Raw genomic sequence first — 17,413 nt, 5'->3', positions numbered from 1 at the left:
ATGGCTCAGCTTCGCGAACTACGAGACCGCATCCGGTCGGTGCAGTCGACCCGGAAGATCACCAAGGCGCAGGAGCTCATCGCGACCTCGCGCATCACGCGTGCGCAGGCGCGGGTCGAGGCCTCCAGGCCCTACGCCGAGGAGATCACCAGGGTACTGACCGCGCTGGCCGATGCAAGCCCGCTCGACCACCCGCTGTTGGTCGAACGGGACAATTCCAGGCGCTCCGCCGTGCTGGTCGTCACCAGTGATCGCGGATTCTGCGGCGCCTACAACGCCAACGTCATCCGTGCCGCGGAGGAGCTGCAGAACACGCTGCGGCAGCAGGGCAAGACCCCGCTGTTGTACGTGATCGGACGCAAGGGCGAGGCGTACTACCGGTTCCGCAACCGGGAGATCACCAAGAGCTGGAGCGGTTTCACCGATCGGCCGGACTACGCCAACGCCGCGGACGTCGGTGAGACGTTGGTGCGTGCCTTCATGCAGGGCACGGAGGACGCCAAGCACCACGAGACCTCCGAGGACGTGCTCGGGGTGGACGAGATCCACCTGGTGCACACCGAGTTCGTCTCGATGCTCACGCAGAAGCCGATCATCCGGCGCGTCGCTCCGCTGGAAGTGGAGTACACCGAGTCGCAGGGGCTGCGGCCGGCCTACGACTTCGAGCCGGACGCCTCGACTCTGTTCCGGGCGCTGCTTCCGAAGTACATCAACACCCGCCTGTTCGCCGGGTTGCTGGATTCGGCTGCCTCCGAGCACGCCGCCCGCCGTACCGCCATGAAGTCGGCCACGGACAACGCGGACGAGATCGTGCGCAACCTGAGCCGTGAGGCAAACCAGGCGCGCCAGGCCCAGATCACCCAGGAAATCAGCGAGATCGTCGGTGGTGTCGAGGCGCTCTCGTCTGCAGGAAGTGAGTGACATGACTGCAACTGCCACTAGCACTGCTACTGGCACCGGTCGCGTCGTCCGGGTCCTCGGCCCGGTGGTGGACGTCGAGTTCCCCCGCGACCACGTGCCGGACTTGAACAACGCGCTGTCCGTGGAGATCACGGCGGCGGGCATGTCGAACGACGTCACCCTCGAGGTCGCCCAGCACCTCGGTGACAACGTGGTACGCACCATCTCGATGCAGCCCACCCAGGGCCTCGTGCGTGGTGCGCCGGTCACCGACAGCGGAGCACCGATCTCCGTGCCGGTCGGTGACGTGGTCAAGGGCCACGTGTTCAACGCCCTCGGCCGCTGCCTGGACGAGCCCGGTTATGCCTCCGACGCCGAGCGCTGGAGCATCCACCGCAATCCGCCGACCTTCGACAAGCTCGAGGGCAAGACCCAGATGCTGGAGACCGGCATCAAGGTCATCGATCTGCTGACCCCCTACGTGCAGGGCGGCAAGATCGGTCTGTTCGGCGGTGCCGGTGTCGGCAAGACGGTGCTCATCCAGGAGATGATCCGTCGTGTCGCCAAGAACTTCGGCGGTACCTCGGTCTTCGCCGGTGTCGGTGAGCGCACCCGTGAGGGCAACGACCTCTGGGTGGAGATGTCGGAGTCCGGCGTGCTGGCCGACACCGCGCTCGTGTTCGGCCAGATGGACGAGCCGCCGGGCACCCGTATGCGGGTGGCGCTGTCCGGTCTGACCATGGCGGAGTACTTCCGCGACGTGCAGAACCAGGACGTGCTGCTGTTCATCGACAACATCTTCCGGTTCACCCAGGCGGGGCAGGAGGTCTCCACCCTGCTGGGCCGGATGCCCTCGGCGGTCGGTTACCAGCCCACGCTGGCCGACGAGATGGGTGCGCTGCAGGAGCGGATCACCTCCACGCAGGGGCGTTCCATCACCTCCATGCAGGCGATCTACGTGCCCGCCGACGACTACACCGACCCGGCGCCGGCGACCACCTTCGCCCACCTGGACGCGACCACCGAGCTGTCCCGGTCGATCACCCAGAAGGGGATCTACCCGGCGGTGGACCCGCTGACCTCCACCTCCAGCATCCTCGACCCCGGCATCGTCGGGGACGACCACTACCGGGTGGCCCAGCAGGTCAAGCAGATCCTGCAGAAGTACAAGGAGCTGCAGGACATCATCGCGATCCTCGGTATGGACGAGCTCTCCGAGGAGGACAAGGTCACCGTCAACCGGGCGCGCCGGATCGAGCGCTACCTGTCGCAGAACTTCTTCGTCGCGAAGCAGTTCACCGGCCAGGAGGGCTCCTTCGTTCCGCTGAAGGAGACCATCGAGGCGTTCGACAAGCTCTGCAACGGCGAGTTCGACCACTACCCGGAGCAGGCGTTCCTGTCCATCGGTGGGCTCGAGGACCTGCAGCAGGCCTACGAGAAGTACAACCAGGAGTGATCGGGTAGTCGCCCGTTGCCTCGACGGACGGCGGGTGCCGGGGAGTCCGGCACCCGCTCCGCGTTCGCGGCGGTCCGGATGCCGGCCATGCCGCCGTTCGGACCCGTCCGATCCATCGGATAGACTACGACGACACACCGACGAAGGAGACACGCGTGGCCGAGATGTCCGTCGAGCTGGTCGCCGTGGAGCGCCGACTCTGGTCCGGTAAGGCGACCAGCGTGGTAGCCCAGACGACCGAAGGTGTAATCGGCATCCTGCCCGGACACGAGCCGATGCTCGGTCAGCTGGTCGAGGGCGGCGTCGTCAAGATCGCGACCCCCGATCACGAGACCGTCACCGCCGCGGTGCACGGTGGCTTCCTCTCGACCTCCAACGGCGTCGTCAGCGTTCTCGCGGAGTCGGCGGAGCTGGCTCAGGAGATCGACGTCGCCGCCGCCCGGCGCGATGCCGAGGGAGAGGACGAGCAGACCAGGATACGGGCCAGGTCACGGCTGCGAGTGGCGGGCTACTCCGTCTGACGGCCGCGACGAATGAGCGCCTCGATCCTGCTGCTGGCCCTAGCGCTCGGCTCGGCGGTCGTCGTCGTGCTGGCCGTGCTCGGCGGCCTGCTGCTGGCGCGTCGCCGACTGGGCAAGCTCAGGGCCGGAGGTATCGAGGTCGCGCTGCGGGTTCATCGCGGCGAACCCGGTCGGGGTTGGCACCTGGGGGTGGCGCACTACCGGGGCGAGGAGTTCGCCTGGTATCGCGCGCTGAGTCTGCGTTCCGGCCCCGACTGGGTGCTCAACCGGGGCGACATGGAGATCTCCGCGAGGCGGAGTCCGAGCACCGCCGAGACCTACACCATGCCGGCGGGGTCGTTGGTGGTCCACCTGAGGCGCCCCCAGCAGGACATCGAGATCGCGATGGGAAACGACGCGCTGACCGGTTTCCTGTCCTGGATGGAGTCGGCGCCCCCCAGCAGCGTCGCCCCCTGGGCCGGGCATTGAGGTTTTCCTTCCGGGTTGCCGGGGTGTCGCTGTGGCGGAACCTCTCGCACGGCTCTCGTCGCGGGGTCGGCGATATCGGGTAGCGACACACAACGTCTCCGGCGTCCTCGCGAGAGCCGCACGCGAGAACCCGCGGCGGTGCTGATTGCGGGCGTGGTCGAGGTTCGTCCTGTGGTAGTGGTGGGAGTTTACCCGCGTCGATGATTCGACGCTTCCGCGAGATACTGGCGTCCGCCCCGCCGTGTAGCTCCACCGACGCGGCGATTGCCGGGGAATTCCGTGGTGGACTTCAGTACGCATTGCTTAGCATGGCGAAGTGCTGATCGAGGTCTGTCGTTATGATCATCCCGATGCGGCGGAGCTGATCCGCCAGGTGCAGCAGGAGTACGTCCACCGCTATGGCGGTCCGGACAGCACGCCGCTGCTGCCCGAGGACTTCCTGCCGCCTCGAGGGCTGTTCCTGGTGGGCTACAGTGCGCGGCTGCCGGTGGCGATCGGGGGCTGGCGCGCCCAGGACTCCGACGACCCGGAGTTCAGGGACGGCGATGCCGAGATGAAGCGGATGTACGTGGTGCCAAAGGCGCGAGGTTACGGACTCGCACGGGAGATCCTCGCCGAGCTGGAGGACACCGCCGTGCGGGCGGGCCGCAAGCGCATGGTCCTCGAGACCGGGTTGCAGCAGCCCGAGGCGATCGGCCTCTACCAGTCGTCCGGCTATCACGAGATACCCAGGTTCGGAGTGTACCGCGAGGAGCCCGAGAGCCGGTGCTTCGCCAAAGAACTCAACTAGGCCTCGGAAAGGTGCTCTGGCGCGGTGGTCGGGTAGCCGTCACGTGAGTCGGCGCCTTGCGACGTTGGGCCGGCTGGTGAGTAGCGTCCTACGCGACGAGCGGCCCGGCCTCGCAATGCATCCGACTCACGCACCGGGGTCCCGCACCCTGCTCACGTCGCGCGACTGAATGATGAGGATTCCACGGTTCGGTTGGTGGGTGCGTCCGTGGCGGAACCTCTCGCACGGCTCTCGCTCCGGGAGGCCCGACATCGGGTAGTCACTACACAACGTCGGGCCTTCCTCGCGAGAGCCGCACGGCAGAACCCGCGGCGGTGCGAGCCGCGGGGTTGGTGGGACTTCGGCGCTGCTGCGCCGATCGATAGATCCGCCTTCACCGCGATACCGACGGCGGGAAGTCGATCCGGATTCGGCTCACGACTCCTGCTCCGCGTTGCCACCAGGACGCCAGAGCACGTCCCCGTAAGGGTTGGCGACCCGGGCGAGGATGAACAGCAGGTCGGAGAGCCTGTTGAGGTACTTGGCCGGGGTCTCGTTGGTGTTGGTCGGATCGGCGTCGAGCAGCCGCCAGGCCGAACGCTCGGCGCGCCGGGACACACAGCGGGCCTGGTGCAGCAGCGCACCGCCCGGGGTTCCGCCGGGGAGTATGAACGACTCCAGCTTGCCCAGGCGCTCGTTGTACTCGTCGCACCAGTTCTCCAGCCGCTCCACGTAGCCCTCCCGGACCCGAAGCGGCGGGTACTTCGGTTCCTCCATCACCGGGGTGGCGAGATCCGCCCCCACGTCGAACAGGTCGTTCTGCACCGAGCGCAGCACATCGTGCACGTCGGCGTCGAACTCGGCCGTCGCGAGCGCCACTCCGAGCACGGAGTTCGTCTCGTCCACGTCCGCGTAGGCCTCCAGACGCGGATCGGTCTTCGAGACCACCGAGTTGTCCGAGAGGCGAGTGGTCCCCGAATCACCGGTACGAGTGTAGATCTTGGTCAGGTGCACGCTCATGCGTGCAAGCCTATGCTTCGTCGCCCGTGCCGTGTCGGTTCGGAGGAGTTCCCGGCGACCGGGGGGTGTTCGGCCGATCGTTGTACCACCCACTCGGGTACCGACCGTACCGCCGCCGTAACCTGGCTGTCCGTGAGTGAGCATTTCCGGGTACACGGCGGCGCCCGTCTCGTCGGTGACGTCGGCGTGGTCGGCGCGAAGAACAGCGTGCTGAAACTGATGGCCGCCTCCCTGCTCGCCGAGGGGACGACGACGATCACGAACTGCCCGGAGATCCTCGACGTCCCGCTCATGGCGGACGTGCTGCGCAGCCTGGGGTGTTCGGTTGAGATCGAGGGTTCCACCACCACCATCGAAACTCCTCCCGAGATCAGTCACGAAGCCGTCTCGGTGCACATGAGCAGGTTGCGCGCCTCGGTGTGCGTGCTCGGTCCGCTCGTGGCCCGCTGCAGGCGTGCGGTGGTCACCCTGCCGGGGGGTGACGCGATCGGTTCCCGTCCGCTGGACATGCACCAGAACGGCCTGCGCCAGCTGGGGGCCTCCAGCCACATCGAGCACGGCGCGGTGGTGGCCCAGGCGGAGAACCTGCACGGGGCGCAGGTATGGCTCGACTTCCCCAGTGTGGGGGCGACCGAGAACATCCTGATGGCCTCGGTTCTCGCGGACGGCACCACCGTGATCGACAACGCCGCTCGTGAACCGGAGATCGTGGATCTCTGCGTGATGCTGCAGCAGATGGGCGCCAAGATCGAGGGTGCGGGCACCTCCACGTTGACCGTGCACGGGGTGGCCCGGCTCGAACCGGTCCGACACCAGGTCATAGGGGACCGTATCGTGGCCGCGACGTGGGCTTTCGCCGCCGCTGCCACACGTGGTGACGTGACCGTGCACGGGGTGGATCCGAACAACGTCAACCTCGTGCTGGAGAAGCTGCGCGGTGCCGGGGCCGAGATCTCGGCGGGGGAGGAGAGCTTCCGGGTGGCGATGGAGCGGCGCCCCAGTGCGGTGGACTACGTCACGCTGCCGTTCCCCGGTTTTCCCACCGATCTGCAGCCCATGGCGCTGGCGCTATCCGCTGTCGCCGATGGCACCTCGATGATCACCGAGAACCTGTTCGAGTCCAGGTTCCGGTTCATCGAGGAACTGGTCCGGATGGGCGCCGATGCTCGCACCGACGGGCACCACGCCGTGGTGCGGGGACAGGAACGGCTCTCCAGCGCTCCTGTCTGGGCTTCCGACATCCGTGCTGGGGTGGGGCTCGTCCTGGCGGGACTGTGCGCCGACGGGGTCACCGAGGTGTGGGATGTCTTCCACATCGACCGCGGCTACCCGGATTTCGTGAAGCAGTTGCGCGGCTTGGGAGCCGACATCGAGCGCGTCTCGGACTGAGGCGGGCCGTGTCCCCGCAGAGGCGGTTTCTCCGACCGGCGTGGGCCTGAGGAACTACACACTTATGTGTGGTTACTTTCGGTATTTCATCAGTTACCTTGGGTGTGCTGTCGATGATCTTGACGTGATTGTCGGCAGCGTCGCAGGGGAGTTCGCACAGCTATGGAACAGGGAGTGCAGTGTCCGCAGTACGATCTCGGCCAGGCGAACACCGTCCGGCTGACTCCCTCGGAGTGCTCGCACCCGCGTGAGCGGGTGCGCTGGCTCGGGGATTTCACCGGCCCGTTCGACCAGTGGGTGTTCCAGATCGACTGTCTGAGGTGTGGTGGTTCGTGGGACCACGACTCCCGGGATCGAAACGCTCCCTGGGAGCAGGTGACCCAGATGCTGGACGAGGGCAGGTTCAACAAACTGTACTCGCGGATCGGTCCGGTACCGGACGAGACCAGGGCGGCGGCCGCCGTCACCGCGCACACCTCGGAGATCCTGCGCGACCTCAGGACCATGGGTGCTGTGAAGTTCCCGATCGACTAGAAGGAGCGGCCCGCTGCCGGCCACGTCCCCGAACGTGCCGGGTACCGGGTCGCCGATCCGAGAGGAGCTGGTATGAGCGTCGACTGGTCACGGATGACCTTCCACAAGGCGGAGGCATCCAGCATCGAGGGAACGGAGTGCGTAGAGGTCGCCCGGTCGGGTGACACTTTCGGCATAAGGAACTCCCGGGAGCCCGACGGTCCGGTGCTCGAGTTCACCAGGGCCGAGATGGTCGCCTTCGCCTCCGGCGTTCGCAACGGGGAGTTCGGCGTCTGACACTCCGCGATGCCGGTCCCGCCACTCGTTCGGGCTCCGGCGACTGATGTGGTGTCCCGGTGCCCGGCCGGGACACACGAATGGTTCCCCGGATCGCGTATCCGGGCGTGTCCGAGCCGCGTCGTGCGACGGGGGCCGAGCTCCCGAGGCGGTCGTTCGGCTTCGACGAGTGCCGATTCAGCGGGTGAACGACTCGTCGAGCAGGGACCGGCCCTCCTCCCAGTCACCCAGTCCGGAGGCCGTGTTGATGTGTCCGCGACGTCCCACATTGGCCAGCCGCGCTCCCCACCGCCCGGCGAGCTCCCGGGAACGTTCCAGCGAGGAGTAGGGATCGTTCTCGGAAGCGACCAGCAGCGCTGGGAAGGGCAGGCGAACGTCTTCCGAGCCATCGAACCCCACGGCCTCGGTGGGGAAGTTCTCGCCTCGCACGTCCGGGGGTGCCACCAGAAAGGCTCCCGTGATGTCGGGGTTCCGGTGCTCGGTGGCCCACTCGGCCACCAATGTGCATCCCAGACTGTGCGCGACGAGGAACTTGGGGCCCGCGATACCGACGAGCGTGGCTTCGAGGTCGGCCACCCAGTCGTCGCGAACCGGACTCGTCCAGGACTCGTGCGTCACCCACACGCCGTTGCCCGTCCGCGCGTACCACCTGGATTGCCAGTGTTCAGGTTCGGAGTTGCCGAAACCGGCCAGGAACACCGGAGTCGCGGGAGACGACATTGGCACCCCTCGCGTTCGACTGCCCTGTCGGCACGGTGCCGCTCTCCGGTAGGGGACGAGACGACCGTGCGCACCGTCACCGAACGCCAGACTATGCGGGACCGCCTGCGAGCTGACCACGATCGTGATCGATCACTCGTCACGAACAGGTCTCGGCGGCTCGGGGCGTGCCCCACGAGTGTTCCATCCCCGCCTGGCTGTGGCACCGGGCTCGCCGCCGGGACACCCGCGCCGAGGCGTGAGGGGGCGTTCGGAGGGCTCAGCCCTCGCCGGTGACGATCCGTTCCTCCGCCACGTGGACCGCGATGCCGGGAAGCGGGGTTCGCGCCGGACCACTGACCACTTCTCCGGTGGCGGACTCGAACACCGAGTTGTGGCACGGACAGCGCAGCCGGTTCCCGTCGGCGCGCACGGTGCAGCCCATGTGGGTGCACACGGCGCTGTGCGCGGTGAACTCACCCTCGCTCGGCTGGGCGAGAGCGATCCGCTCGTCGTCGGGGCCCTCGGTGACAAGTGCACCACCCACCGGAACCTCGTCCACACGGGCCAGCACTGTGCCCTCGCCGGGCTTCCCGCTCGCCGAGGGAGCGGCGCTCTCCTCCTCGGTCAGCGAGGAACCACTGTAGGAACCGTCCGCACAGCCGCTCAGCGCCACGGCGCCCGCGCAGGCTCCGCCGGTGGCCAGCAGTCGGCGCCGGGAGGTCGCTCGTTCGGAACTCATCTCGCCTCCGAGCAGTCACTCGCGTCGAGCCGCACAATACCGGCATAGTGACACGGTCGCCGAGTGCGGGGCGGAGCTCCGGGAGGGGCCCGCCTCGCATCGGCCGAGGTCGTTGACGGACACTGCGATGGCGGAGCGGGAACTACCATGAACCCTTCGAACCGAGCCGGACGCGTGACCGCCGAGGTGCTGCGGGTACTGGTGGCGACGGGACTGCTCCTGTCCGCCGTGGTTCACCTCGAGCTGTGGGCGCAAGGAGTGCGCGAGGTGGCGGTGATAGGGCCGCTCTTCCTACTCAACGCGGTTGCGGGACTGGTGTTGGCGATGGTGCTGCTGGGGTGGAAGCACTGGCTGCCCGTGCTGGGGGCTGTCGCGTTCGGGGTTCTCACACTGGCCGCGTTCTTCGTCGCCGTCACCATCGGTCTGTTCGGTTCCGAGGAGGTGGCCACGGGCGTTCCGCAGCTGTTGGCCGGGGTGGCGGAGGCCGTGGTGGTACTGGCGGCCCTCCCGCTGCTGGTGTTGGGAGCCCGGGGCTGAGGGGACGCCTCCGGCGGGGCTGACGGACGTTCGTCGCCCGATCGGCCGCGGCCCTGGTCACCACCGGTGGGAGTCGGCGCGGTGTCCGTTCGGGCCAGCGGTCACCGTGATCAGCGTCGAGAGCAGCAGGAAGGGCAGCAGTCGGTCGGGCACGTCGCCAACCTACGAGTCACGCGACCGGCTGGTCGCCGGATTCCGGGGGAACGCTTCCGCTGCTCACTCGCCCCCGATATCATCCGCCTCCGTCTCGGCCCGCTCGTGCAGCAGCAACAGCGTGTAGGCCGCGACGGACTGCGCGTCGGCGATCTCGCCCCGGCGGATCATCCGTTCGATCTCCTCCCGGCTGAACCAGGCCGAGCGCATGTCCTGCTCCTCGTGCTCTCGTTCGTGTTCGCCGAGGGTGAGCCCGGTGGCCAGGAACGCGCGGCCCCGCTGACTGGACAGTCCGGGAGCCACGTCCAACGAACCGAGTTCGACGAGACGTTCGGCACGCAGCCCGGTCTCCTCACGCAGTTCACGAGTGGCGAGTTCCGGCCCGTCCAGTTCGGCGAGGTCAGGGGCGGTGCCCTGCGGAAACTCCCAACGTCGTGTCCCGAGCGGATAGCGGTACTGCTCGACCAGCTGCACCCGTCCCGCCCCGTCGGCGCCGCTGATCTCGCCCGTTTCCAGCGGGATGATCAGAGCGTAGTCCGGTTTGTCCACCACGCCGTAGATCCCGTTCGAACCGTCCGCCCGACGGATGGCGTCCTCGCGGACGGTCATCCAAGGGTTGGCGTAGACTTGTCTGCTGCTCTCGGTTCTCATCCGCTCGGTCCTTTGTGGAAGTGGTACCGGTAGGTGGTCGTCGGTCGCTGGAGGTCTTGCCTTTACGCTCTGTCGAGTGCGTTTGGTAATCGCTTCCTGCAAGGTCGACTACATCGGCAGGCTCAACGCCCACCTGCCGTTGGCGACACGGCTGTTGTTGATCAAGGCCGATGGTTCGGTCTCGGTGCACTCCGACGATCGAGCCTACAAGCCGTTGAACTGGATGAGTCCGCCGTGTTGGCTGATCGAGGACCCCGACGTGTGGACCGTGCAGAACAAGGCCGGGGAGAAGCTCGTCATCGACATCAAGGAGATCCTGCAGGACTCCAACTACGAGTTGGGGGCGGAACCGGGGCTGGTCAAGGACGGTGTCGAGTCCCACCTGCAGCAGCTGTTGGCCGAACACGTGAGTACGCTCGGTGACGGGTGGACGTTGGTTCGCCGGGAGTACCCGACGCCGATAGGGCCGGTCGATCTGATGTGCCGGGACGCCGAGGGCGGCAACGTCGCGGTGGAGATCAAGCGGCGTGGCGAGATCGACGGGGTCGAGCAGTTGACCCGGTACCTCGACCTGCTCAACCGTGATCCCGTGTTGGCGCCCGTCAACGGTGTCTTCGCCGCCCAGCAGATCAAGCCCCAGGCTCGCACGCTCGCCGAGGATCGGGGCATCCGCTGCGTGACCCTGGACTACGAGCGGCTGCGGGGGATCACACCGGACGAGTACCGACTCTTCTGACCGGCGGTCCCACCGCGGGGCCTCGGGTGGAACTTTCTCGCGAGGCAGGGGTGTGCCCGCGAGCCCGCGAGTCATTGCTCGGGGCACCCCACGCAGAGGTGAGGCGCCGCACGGTACGCCGTTGGATACCACCCGAACCGGGCCGTGCTCATCCGTTCAGAGCTGTCGCAGCCCGTCCAGCACTCGTGCCAGCAGGTCCATGTCGGGCGAGCTCACTTCCGGTGGGGGCCAGCCGTGTGTGGGGAATTGCGGGGGTTGACAGGGTGGGGTGGTGACAGTGCGCGCCGCGGGTTGCCGAAAGAGTTCGCCCCGGAACGCGGTCACGTAGCGGTGGGTGCGGCACGGGCGCGCTGCCAGGGGGGACCGTCGCGGCGAGGTGGTCGGCGATGCTTCGGGAATGGCCGGTGCCGTCACCGTTCGATCTCCCCTTCTCGTGTCGATGAACCCACCGAATGGGCGTTCGTCAGGGGAGCTTTTCCGCCCGGTGCGTGGTCGCCGTGTTCCCGGAGAGGGCTGGCCAGCGCCTCCACCGCTTCGGCCGGGTTCCGGCACTCCGTGGCTGTCATCCGGTCGGCCGCGAGAGAGTGGGCCACTTCTTCCAGTATCCACCGGCATCGTGTCAGCGACACGGCCGGCTGTGAGTTCCGCCCGCTCACGGGAGACCCTCCTCGGTTGACAATTCGGATGGACTTCTCGTTCCGCCACGGGGCGGGGTCATCCGTGGGGTGTTCCTCGTCGTGGGGTGTCGGACAGCCAGCGCAGCAGCAGCCACGGCCCCACCACCAGCGTCGCGGCCATCAGCGCCAGTACGGCGGCGATGCTCATTCAATCACCTCCTGTAGTCGTATTGATGCTATGCGTGACCGTCTTCGTGTGGTAGAGGTTCGAAGCTCACTGCACTGGTCGGGTTAACATCTGCCCCTGGAAGTGGCCCGTCCAGCGGTTGCGTGCGACTCGTTCTTACTTTGCGTGACTGATCGCTCGGTTCGAAGATGAGCCCTTTCCAGTGGTTCGAGAGGGTTTCGTCTTTCTGGTGACACTTCGTGTCGGCGGTTCGTTCGCGCCGACTCCGTTTTTCGGGGGTGTCGTCGCTGTCGCGATCCTGTTGGTTTCCGTTCCCCGGCTGTCCGCTCCCGTTTCTCGGTGGGGGAGTCGTGGTGACGGAATCGGGCCTGGTGTTCCGGCCGGTGTTGCTCCGTGTGGCCCGGGTGCTCTCTTCGATCAGGTGCTTGGCGGGGCTCGCCTGATCGATTTAGCCTCAGTGGTCAACGAATTGGTATCGGCCCTCTGTGACTCGGCGCACTGTGGGGTATTGTTCACCTGCTTTGGTGAATGGTGATTACCGTTTGAACTTGTTTACTCTGGAGGTGGGGTAGCGTGCATGTGCTAGCCCAGGAGCAGCTTCGGCTGGACGCCGGGCCGGTCGATTACCTGCTGCTCGCGCTCTACTTCGCGTTCGTGCTCGGAATCGGGCTCCTGGCGCGTCGCTCGGTGTCGAGCAGCCTCGACTTCTTCCTCTCCGGGCGGTCGCTGCCCGCCTGGGTGACCGGACTGGCCTTCATAGCGGCCAACCTCGGTGCCGTCGAGATCATCGGAATGTCCGCGAACGGCGCCCAGTACGGCATGCCGACGATGCACTACTTCTGGGTCGGTGCGATCCCGGCGATGCTGTTCCTCGGTGTCGTGATGATGCCGTTCTACTACGGCTCCAAGGTGCGCAGCGTCCCCGAGTTCATGCTGCGCCGGTTCGGCAAGGCAGCGCACCTGGTCAACGCCATCAGCTTCGCGGTAGCGCAGTTGCTCATCGCCGGTGTGAACCTGTTCCTGCTGGCCAGCATCGTCAACGTGCTGCTGGGCTGGCCGCTGTGGGTCTCGGTGATCATCGCCGCCCTGATCGTGCTCAGCTACACCGGCCTCGGTGGTCTCTCCGCGGCGATCTACAACGAGGTGCTGCAGTTCTTCGTCATCGTCGCCGCGCTGCTGCCGCTGACCGTCGTCGGCATGATCAAGGTCGGTGGCTGGTCGGGACTGGTCGACAAGATCAGCGCTCAGTACGGCGCCAACGAGCTCTCGGCCTGGCCCGGCAACGAGCTGACCGGGTTCGGCAGCAACTTCCTGTCCGTGCTGGGAATCGTGTTCGGCCTCGGCTTCGTGCTGGCCTTCGGCTACTGGACCACCAACTTCGTGGAGGTCCAGCGCGCGATGGCCTCCAAGAGCATGTCCGCCGCGCAGCGTACCCCGATCATCGGTGCCTTCCCGAAGATGCTCATCCCGTTCCTGGTGATCATCCCGGGTATGATCGCCGGTGCCTCGGTGCAGGAGATGATGGCGCTCAAGCAGACGGGTGAGAGTAACGTCGAGTACAACGACGCCCTCCTGCTGCTTATGCGCGACCTGCTGCCCAACGGCATCCTGGGGATCGCGCTCGCCGGACTGCTGGCCTCGTTCATGGCCGGCATGGCCGCGAACCTGAGCTCGTTCAACACGGTGTTCACCTACGACATCTGGCAGGCCTACATCGTCCGGAACCGTCCGGACAGCTACTACCTCAGCATGGGGCGCTGGGTCACCGTCGGTTCCACCGTCGTGGCGATCGGTACCGCCTTCATCGCTTCGGGCTACTCGAACCTGATGGACTACCTGCAGCAGCTGTTCTCGCTGTTCAACGCGCCGTTGTTCGCGACGTTCATCCTCGGTATGTTCTGGAAGCGAATGACCCCGGCCGCGGGCTGGTCCGGCCTCGTGTTCGGCACCGCCGCCTCGTTGAGCGTCTTCCTGATGGCAGAGACGGGCGTATTGGAGCTGCCGGGGCAGGGAGCCAGCTTCGTCGGCGCCGGTGCTGCCTTCGTGGTCGACATCGTCGTCAGCGTCGTGGTCAGCCTCGCCACCAGGCCGAAGCCCGCCGCGGAGCTGGTCGGACTGGTTTACGGACTCACCCCGAAGGAGGACCGCACCGCCTCCAACACGGGAGAGGACGCGGGCTGGTACCGCAGGCCCGCACTGCTCGCGGGCATCGCGCTGGTGATAGTCGTCGTCCTCAACATCATCTTCGGGTAACCGCGTTTGCCACACCGGGAGGCAAGCATGAGCGCATCCAACGAGAACGGCTCCCGCGGCGGGCAACGAGCCGGGGTGTTCGACGTCCGCCAGGTGATCGCGGCGCTGTTCGTGCTCTACGGCCTGGTCTGCACCCTGATGGGGCTGTTCGGAACCAGTTCGCGGGAGATCGAGCAGGCCGCGGGCGTCAATATCAACCTCTGGAGCGGTATCGGCATGCTGGTGTTCGCCGGGGCCTTCATCCTGTGGGGCTGGTTGCGTCCGATCATCGTTCCGACGGAGTCGGACACCGAGTCCTCCTGAGCGGGAGCCGCTTTCCCGCGACTCGGCGCAACTCGCGAGCCGATGGCTCGTTGAACCTCCGCGCGGGCACGTACGTGCCCGCGCGGAGGTCGCGTGCGTCGCCGCCGGGTAGAGTTCCGCGGACCGAGGCGGACCGGCGACATCGCGGCCGGTGAACACGAACCGGTGGGGAGGCCGAGCATGACCCAGACCGCGCGCGGCAGCGTCGAAGCGTCCGTCGACAGGACGGCGGGGACTTCGTCCGAACCGATCTTCGAATCGATCGACCCACGTACCGGTGAAGTGGTCGGAACACACCCGATCCACGACCAGGAGCACGTCTCCGAGGCCGTCCGCACCGCTCGTGACGCGCAGCGCTGGTGGGAGGAGCTGGGGTTCGAGCAGCGCAAGCGCAGGCTGGACGCCTGGCGCGAGTTGCTGGTGTCCCGGCTCGACGAAGCCGCCGAGCTGATCGCCGCGGAGACCGGCAAGCCGATGGACGACGCCCGGCTCGAGATGGTGCTCGTCGTGGATCACCTGCACTGGGCGGCCGCCAAGGCCCGCAAGGTTCTCGGCAGGCGCGGGGTCTCCCCCGGTCTCCTCATGGCGAATCAGGCGGCCACCGTGGAGTACCGCCCGTTCGGTGTCGTCGGGGTCATCGGCCCGTGGAACTATCCCGCCTTCACCCCCATGGGGTCCATCGCCTACGCACTGGCCGCGGGCAACTCGGTGGTGTTCAAGCCCAGCGAGCTCACCCCGGGAGTCGGGGAGTGGTTGTGTCGAACTCTCGCCGAAGTCGTTCCCGAACACCCTGTGCTGCGGGTGGTCACCGGATTCGGGGACACGGGGGCGGCGCTGTGCCGCGCGGGCGCGGACAAGGTGGCCTTCACCGGGTCCACCGAGACCGGTAAGCGGGTGATGGCCACGTGTTCCGAGTCGCTGACACCGGTGTTGGTGGAATGCGGCGGCAAGGACGCGCTGATCGTGGACTCGGACGCGGATCTGAGCGCCGCCGCCGAGGCGGCGGCGTGGGGAGCGGTCTCCAACGCCGGACAGACCTGCATAGGTGTGGAGCGCGTCTACGTGGTCGAGTCCGTGGCCGACCGGTTCATCGAGCTGGTTCTCGGGCGGGCGGAGAAACTGCGAGCGGGTGGACAGTCCACAGCCGACTTCGGTCCCATCACGATGGGCTCGCAGGTCGAGGTGATCCGCGAGCACATCGCCGACGCCACCCGCTCCGGCGGGAGGAGCCTGCTCGGTGGCGAGGACTCGGTTCGTCCGCCCTACGTCGATCCGGTCGTGCTCACGGACGTGCCGGAGGACTCCGCCGCCGTCACGGAGGAGACCTTCGGCCCCACCCTGGTGATCAATCGGGTGCGCACCGCCGAGGAGGGTGTCGAGCGCGCCAACGCCGGTCGGTACGGCCTCGGCGGCACGGTGTTCTCGCGCTCCAAGGGAGTGGAACTGGCACGTCGGCTGCGCAGCGGGATGGTCGCGGTGAACTCGGTGATCGCGTTCGCCGCGGTGCCCGCCCTGCCGTTCGGCGGGGTCGGCGACTCCGGTTTCGGTCGGATCCACGGTGCCGACGGGTTGCGTGAGTTCGCCAGGCCGCAGGCGATCACCCGGTCCCGGTTCCGCATGCCGATCGAGCCGATGAGCTTCGGCCGCCCCAAGGGCGCCGTCCGGAACCTGGTCCGGTTGATGCGACTGGTTCGCGGACGCCGGTAGCCTTTCGAAACCCGGTCGGTTCGGCCACCGGTGTGGCCGCACGGTCCCACCGGCCTGGCCGGCTCGGCGGGACCAGCCCATGGTGGCGCCGTTCCCGGCGGCCCGGCTTCTGGCGTGGCGCACGTGCACGCCTTCGCCCTCCGAGTCCGGTGCGCCGTCAACGACGAAGAGAGTTCACCTCCCGGTTTCGACTGGCCGGTATTCGACTGTTGTCGGACTGTGGGCGGCGGAAGGATCCTGGGGGAGCGGACCCGCGCACGACCGCCCTGCCCCGTTCCGGGGACACGGTCGGTGCGGAACCGTCCCCGGTCCGGTGCGCGGAATCCAGCGGTGTCGCTCGGCCGGGCGCGCCACGGTCTGCCAGGAGGTCGCCAGTGAAGAAGATCATCAACGCTCCCACCGATGTCGTGACCGACGCGCTGCGCGGCATGGCCGCCGCCCACCCCGAGCGGCTGCGGGTCCGGTTCGACCCGGCGTTCGTCGCTCGCGCCGATGCTCCGGTGGCCGACAAGGTCGCCGTCGTCTCCGGTGGAGGATCGGGCCACGAACCCCTGCACGTCGGTTTCGTGGGCTCCGGCATGCTCGACGCGGCCGTGCCCGGAGCGGTGTTCACCTCTCCCACCCCCGATGCCGTGCGGGCCGCGGTCGGGGAAGTGGACGGCGGCGCGGGGACGCTGCTGGTGGTCAAGAACTACACGGGCGACGTGCTCAATTTCGAGACCGCCGCCGAACTCCTCGAAGCGGAGAACATCGGGGTGCGAACCGTGGTGGTCCAGGACGACGTGGCCGTGCGGGACTCCACCAACACGGCGGGCCGCCGCGGTGTGGGAGGTACCGTCCTGCTGGAGAAGATCGTCGGCGCGGCCGCCGCGCGCGGCGACGACCTGGCGAGCTGTCACGAGATCGCGGAGCGTGTCAGTGCCGGGGTCCGTTCGATGGGGATGGCCCTGACCGCTCCCACCGTCCCCCACGTGGGCGAGCCGAGTTTCGAGCTCGCCGACTACGAGATGGAGGTCGGCGTGGGCATTCACGCCGAACCGGGCAGGGAGCGGGTCGAGCTGGAGTCCGCCGACGGGATCGTGTGGCGATTGCTCGAACCGGTGCTGGACGACCTGCCGTTCCGGCGCGACGACGAGGTGTTGCTGTTCACCAACTCGATGGGGGCCACTCCGCAGACGGAGCTGTACCTCGCTCACGGCATCGCCGAACGGTTCCTCGCGGAACGCGGCGTTCGGGTCACCCGCAGACTGGTCGGGCCGTACATCACGAGTCTGGAGATGCGGGGCCTGAGCTTTACACTGCTCAAGCTGGACGACGAGCTGCGGCGGCTGTGGGACGCGCCCGTGAGCACTCCGGCGCTGACCTGGTGAGCACCGGCCTGCCCGGAAGTGATCCGGTCGGAGGACGAGCCGCGACGGTGCCCACGGTGCGGATCGCCGCTCGCCACCGCCCGTTTTCCGCGTGAGTCCTCGGGCGTCTCGCGTGAGGACTCCTG

Annotated in this window: 18 protein-coding genes; 14 read left to right on the top strand and 4 right to left on the bottom strand. The window is 67.5% G+C overall.

Features of this window, described 5'->3' with window-relative positions:
• The 5 genes from BLQ75_RS12225 (at position 1) to BLQ75_RS12205 (ending at position 4,135) form a co-directional block, all read left to right on the top strand.
• The gene (locus BLQ75_RS12225) at positions 1-921 is read left to right on the top strand and encodes a F0F1 ATP synthase subunit gamma (RefSeq protein ID WP_043577006.1); all 921 of its coding nucleotides are present in this window, start codon (positions 1-3) and stop codon (positions 919-921) included.
• A gap of 1 nt (position 922) precedes the next feature.
• Entirely contained in the window at positions 923-2,356 is a 1,434-nt protein-coding gene (atpD, locus tag BLQ75_RS12220; protein ID WP_092601764.1) for a F0F1 ATP synthase subunit beta, read from the top strand.
• Positions 2,357-2,511: 155 nt separating this feature from the next.
• Positions 2,512-2,877: a F0F1 ATP synthase subunit epsilon gene (locus tag BLQ75_RS12215; RefSeq protein ID WP_043577012.1), complete on the top strand. Its 366-nt coding sequence runs from the start codon at positions 2,512-2,514 to the stop codon at positions 2,875-2,877.
• Between the two features lie 12 nt (positions 2,878-2,889).
• Positions 2,890-3,345: a DUF2550 domain-containing protein gene (locus tag BLQ75_RS12210; RefSeq protein ID WP_092601762.1), complete on the top strand. Its 456-nt coding sequence runs from the start codon at positions 2,890-2,892 to the stop codon at positions 3,343-3,345.
• Positions 3,346-3,661: 316 nt separating this feature from the next.
• Positions 3,662-4,135 (top strand): GNAT family N-acetyltransferase, encoded by a 474-nt coding sequence (locus BLQ75_RS12205; RefSeq protein ID WP_092601760.1) that lies wholly within the window; start codon positions 3,662-3,664, stop codon positions 4,133-4,135.
• 414 nt (positions 4,136-4,549) lie between these two features.
• Here BLQ75_RS12205 and BLQ75_RS12200 read toward each other — a convergent pair whose 3' ends face one another.
• The gene (locus BLQ75_RS12200; protein ID WP_092601758.1) at positions 4,550-5,134 is read right to left on the bottom strand and encodes a cob(I)yrinic acid a,c-diamide adenosyltransferase; all 585 of its coding nucleotides are present in this window, start codon (positions 5,132-5,134) and stop codon (positions 4,550-4,552) included.
• Between the two features lie 132 nt (positions 5,135-5,266).
• On the opposite strand from BLQ75_RS12200, the gene murA reads away from it, so the two are divergent.
• The 3 genes from murA (at position 5,267) to BLQ75_RS12185 (ending at position 7,333) form a co-directional block, all read left to right on the top strand.
• Positions 5,267-6,523, top strand: coding sequence for a UDP-N-acetylglucosamine 1-carboxyvinyltransferase (gene murA, locus BLQ75_RS12195; RefSeq protein ID WP_092602009.1), 1,257 nt, complete (start codon positions 5,267-5,269; stop codon positions 6,521-6,523).
• A 174-nt stretch (positions 6,524-6,697) separates the two neighbouring features.
• Positions 6,698-7,057 (top strand): hypothetical protein, encoded by a 360-nt coding sequence (locus tag BLQ75_RS12190; RefSeq protein WP_139182966.1) that lies wholly within the window; start codon positions 6,698-6,700, stop codon positions 7,055-7,057.
• 72 nt (positions 7,058-7,129) lie between these two features.
• Positions 7,130-7,333, top strand: a complete 204-nt coding sequence (locus BLQ75_RS12185) for a DUF397 domain-containing protein (protein WP_092601755.1) — start codon at positions 7,130-7,132, stop codon at positions 7,331-7,333.
• Between the two features lie 177 nt (positions 7,334-7,510).
• On the opposite strand, the gene BLQ75_RS12180 is transcribed toward BLQ75_RS12185, so the two are convergent.
• Positions 7,511-8,053, bottom strand: coding sequence for an RBBP9/YdeN family alpha/beta hydrolase (locus BLQ75_RS12180; protein WP_092601753.1), 543 nt, complete (start codon positions 8,051-8,053; stop codon positions 7,511-7,513).
• Between the two features lie 259 nt (positions 8,054-8,312).
• Positions 8,313-8,774, bottom strand: coding sequence for a QcrA and Rieske domain-containing protein (locus BLQ75_RS12175; protein ID WP_092601751.1), 462 nt, complete (start codon positions 8,772-8,774; stop codon positions 8,313-8,315).
• Between the two features lie 147 nt (positions 8,775-8,921).
• Here BLQ75_RS12175 and BLQ75_RS12170 point away from each other — a divergent pair, with 147 nt between their 5' ends.
• Positions 8,922-9,311, top strand: coding sequence for a hypothetical protein (locus tag BLQ75_RS12170; RefSeq protein ID WP_092601749.1), 390 nt, complete (start codon positions 8,922-8,924; stop codon positions 9,309-9,311).
• A 216-nt stretch (positions 9,312-9,527) separates the two neighbouring features.
• On the opposite strand, the gene BLQ75_RS12165 is transcribed toward BLQ75_RS12170, so the two are convergent.
• Positions 9,528-10,115: an NUDIX domain-containing protein gene (locus tag BLQ75_RS12165; protein WP_092601747.1), complete on the bottom strand. Its 588-nt coding sequence runs from the start codon at positions 10,113-10,115 to the stop codon at positions 9,528-9,530.
• Positions 10,116-10,191: 76 nt separating this feature from the next.
• On the opposite strand from BLQ75_RS12165, the gene nucS reads away from it, so the two are divergent.
• From nucS to dhaK, 5 genes are all read left to right on the top strand, one after another.
• The gene (nucS, locus tag BLQ75_RS12160; RefSeq protein WP_092601745.1) at positions 10,192-10,851 is read left to right on the top strand and encodes an endonuclease NucS; all 660 of its coding nucleotides are present in this window, start codon (positions 10,192-10,194) and stop codon (positions 10,849-10,851) included.
• A 1,377-nt stretch (positions 10,852-12,228) separates the two neighbouring features.
• Complete coding sequence (locus tag BLQ75_RS12150) at positions 12,229-13,908, top strand: sodium:solute symporter family protein (protein ID WP_092601741.1); 1,680 nt, start codon at positions 12,229-12,231, stop codon at positions 13,906-13,908.
• Between the two features lie 27 nt (positions 13,909-13,935).
• Complete coding sequence (locus BLQ75_RS12145; RefSeq protein ID WP_092601739.1) at positions 13,936-14,211, top strand: hypothetical protein; 276 nt, start codon at positions 13,936-13,938, stop codon at positions 14,209-14,211.
• A gap of 180 nt (positions 14,212-14,391) precedes the next feature.
• On the top strand, positions 14,392-15,918 hold the full coding sequence (locus BLQ75_RS12140) for an aldehyde dehydrogenase family protein (RefSeq protein WP_092602007.1): 1,527 nt from the start codon (positions 14,392-14,394) through the stop codon (positions 15,916-15,918).
• Positions 15,919-16,292: 374 nt separating this feature from the next.
• Positions 16,293-17,288, top strand: coding sequence for a dihydroxyacetone kinase subunit DhaK (dhaK, locus tag BLQ75_RS12135; protein WP_092601737.1), 996 nt, complete (start codon positions 16,293-16,295; stop codon positions 17,286-17,288).
• Positions 17,289-17,413 lie beyond the last annotated feature (125 nt).

Origin of the sequence: Actinopolyspora xinjiangensis (assembly GCF_900104475.1) — a bacterium.
GTDB lineage: Bacteria > Actinomycetota > Actinomycetes > Mycobacteriales > Pseudonocardiaceae > Actinopolyspora > Actinopolyspora xinjiangensis.
The sequence above is the reverse complement of the archived record's forward strand: the minus strand, read 5'-3'. Positions and strand labels throughout refer to the sequence as shown.

Excerpts from the sequence above, each read along its gene's own strand:
- BLQ75_RS12225 (WP_043577006.1), top strand. The coding sequence starts at position 1 with ATGGCTCAGCTTCGCGAACTACGAGACCGCATCCGGTCGGTGCAGTCG.
- atpD (WP_092601764.1), top strand. The coding sequence starts at position 923 with ATGACTGCAACTGCCACTAGCACTGCTACTGGCACCGGTCGCGTCGTC.
- BLQ75_RS12210 (WP_092601762.1), top strand. The coding sequence starts at position 2,890 with ATGAGCGCCTCGATCCTGCTGCTGGCCCTAGCGCTCGGCTCGGCGGTC.
- BLQ75_RS12200 (WP_092601758.1), bottom strand. The coding sequence starts at position 5,134 with ATGAGCGTGCACCTGACCAAGATCTACACTCGTACCGGTGATTCGGGG.
- BLQ75_RS12185 (WP_092601755.1), top strand. The coding sequence starts at position 7,130 with ATGAGCGTCGACTGGTCACGGATGACCTTCCACAAGGCGGAGGCATCC.
- BLQ75_RS12180 (WP_092601753.1), bottom strand. The coding sequence starts at position 8,053 with ATGTCGTCTCCCGCGACTCCGGTGTTCCTGGCCGGTTTCGGCAACTCC.
- BLQ75_RS12175 (WP_092601751.1), bottom strand. The coding sequence starts at position 8,774 with ATGAGTTCCGAACGAGCGACCTCCCGGCGCCGACTGCTGGCCACCGGC.
- BLQ75_RS12170 (WP_092601749.1), top strand. The coding sequence starts at position 8,922 with ATGAACCCTTCGAACCGAGCCGGACGCGTGACCGCCGAGGTGCTGCGG.
- BLQ75_RS12165 (WP_092601747.1), bottom strand. The coding sequence starts at position 10,115 with ATGAGAACCGAGAGCAGCAGACAAGTCTACGCCAACCCTTGGATGACC.
- BLQ75_RS12145 (WP_092601739.1), top strand. The coding sequence starts at position 13,936 with ATGAGCGCATCCAACGAGAACGGCTCCCGCGGCGGGCAACGAGCCGGG.
- BLQ75_RS12140 (WP_092602007.1), top strand. The coding sequence starts at position 14,392 with ATGACCCAGACCGCGCGCGGCAGCGTCGAAGCGTCCGTCGACAGGACG.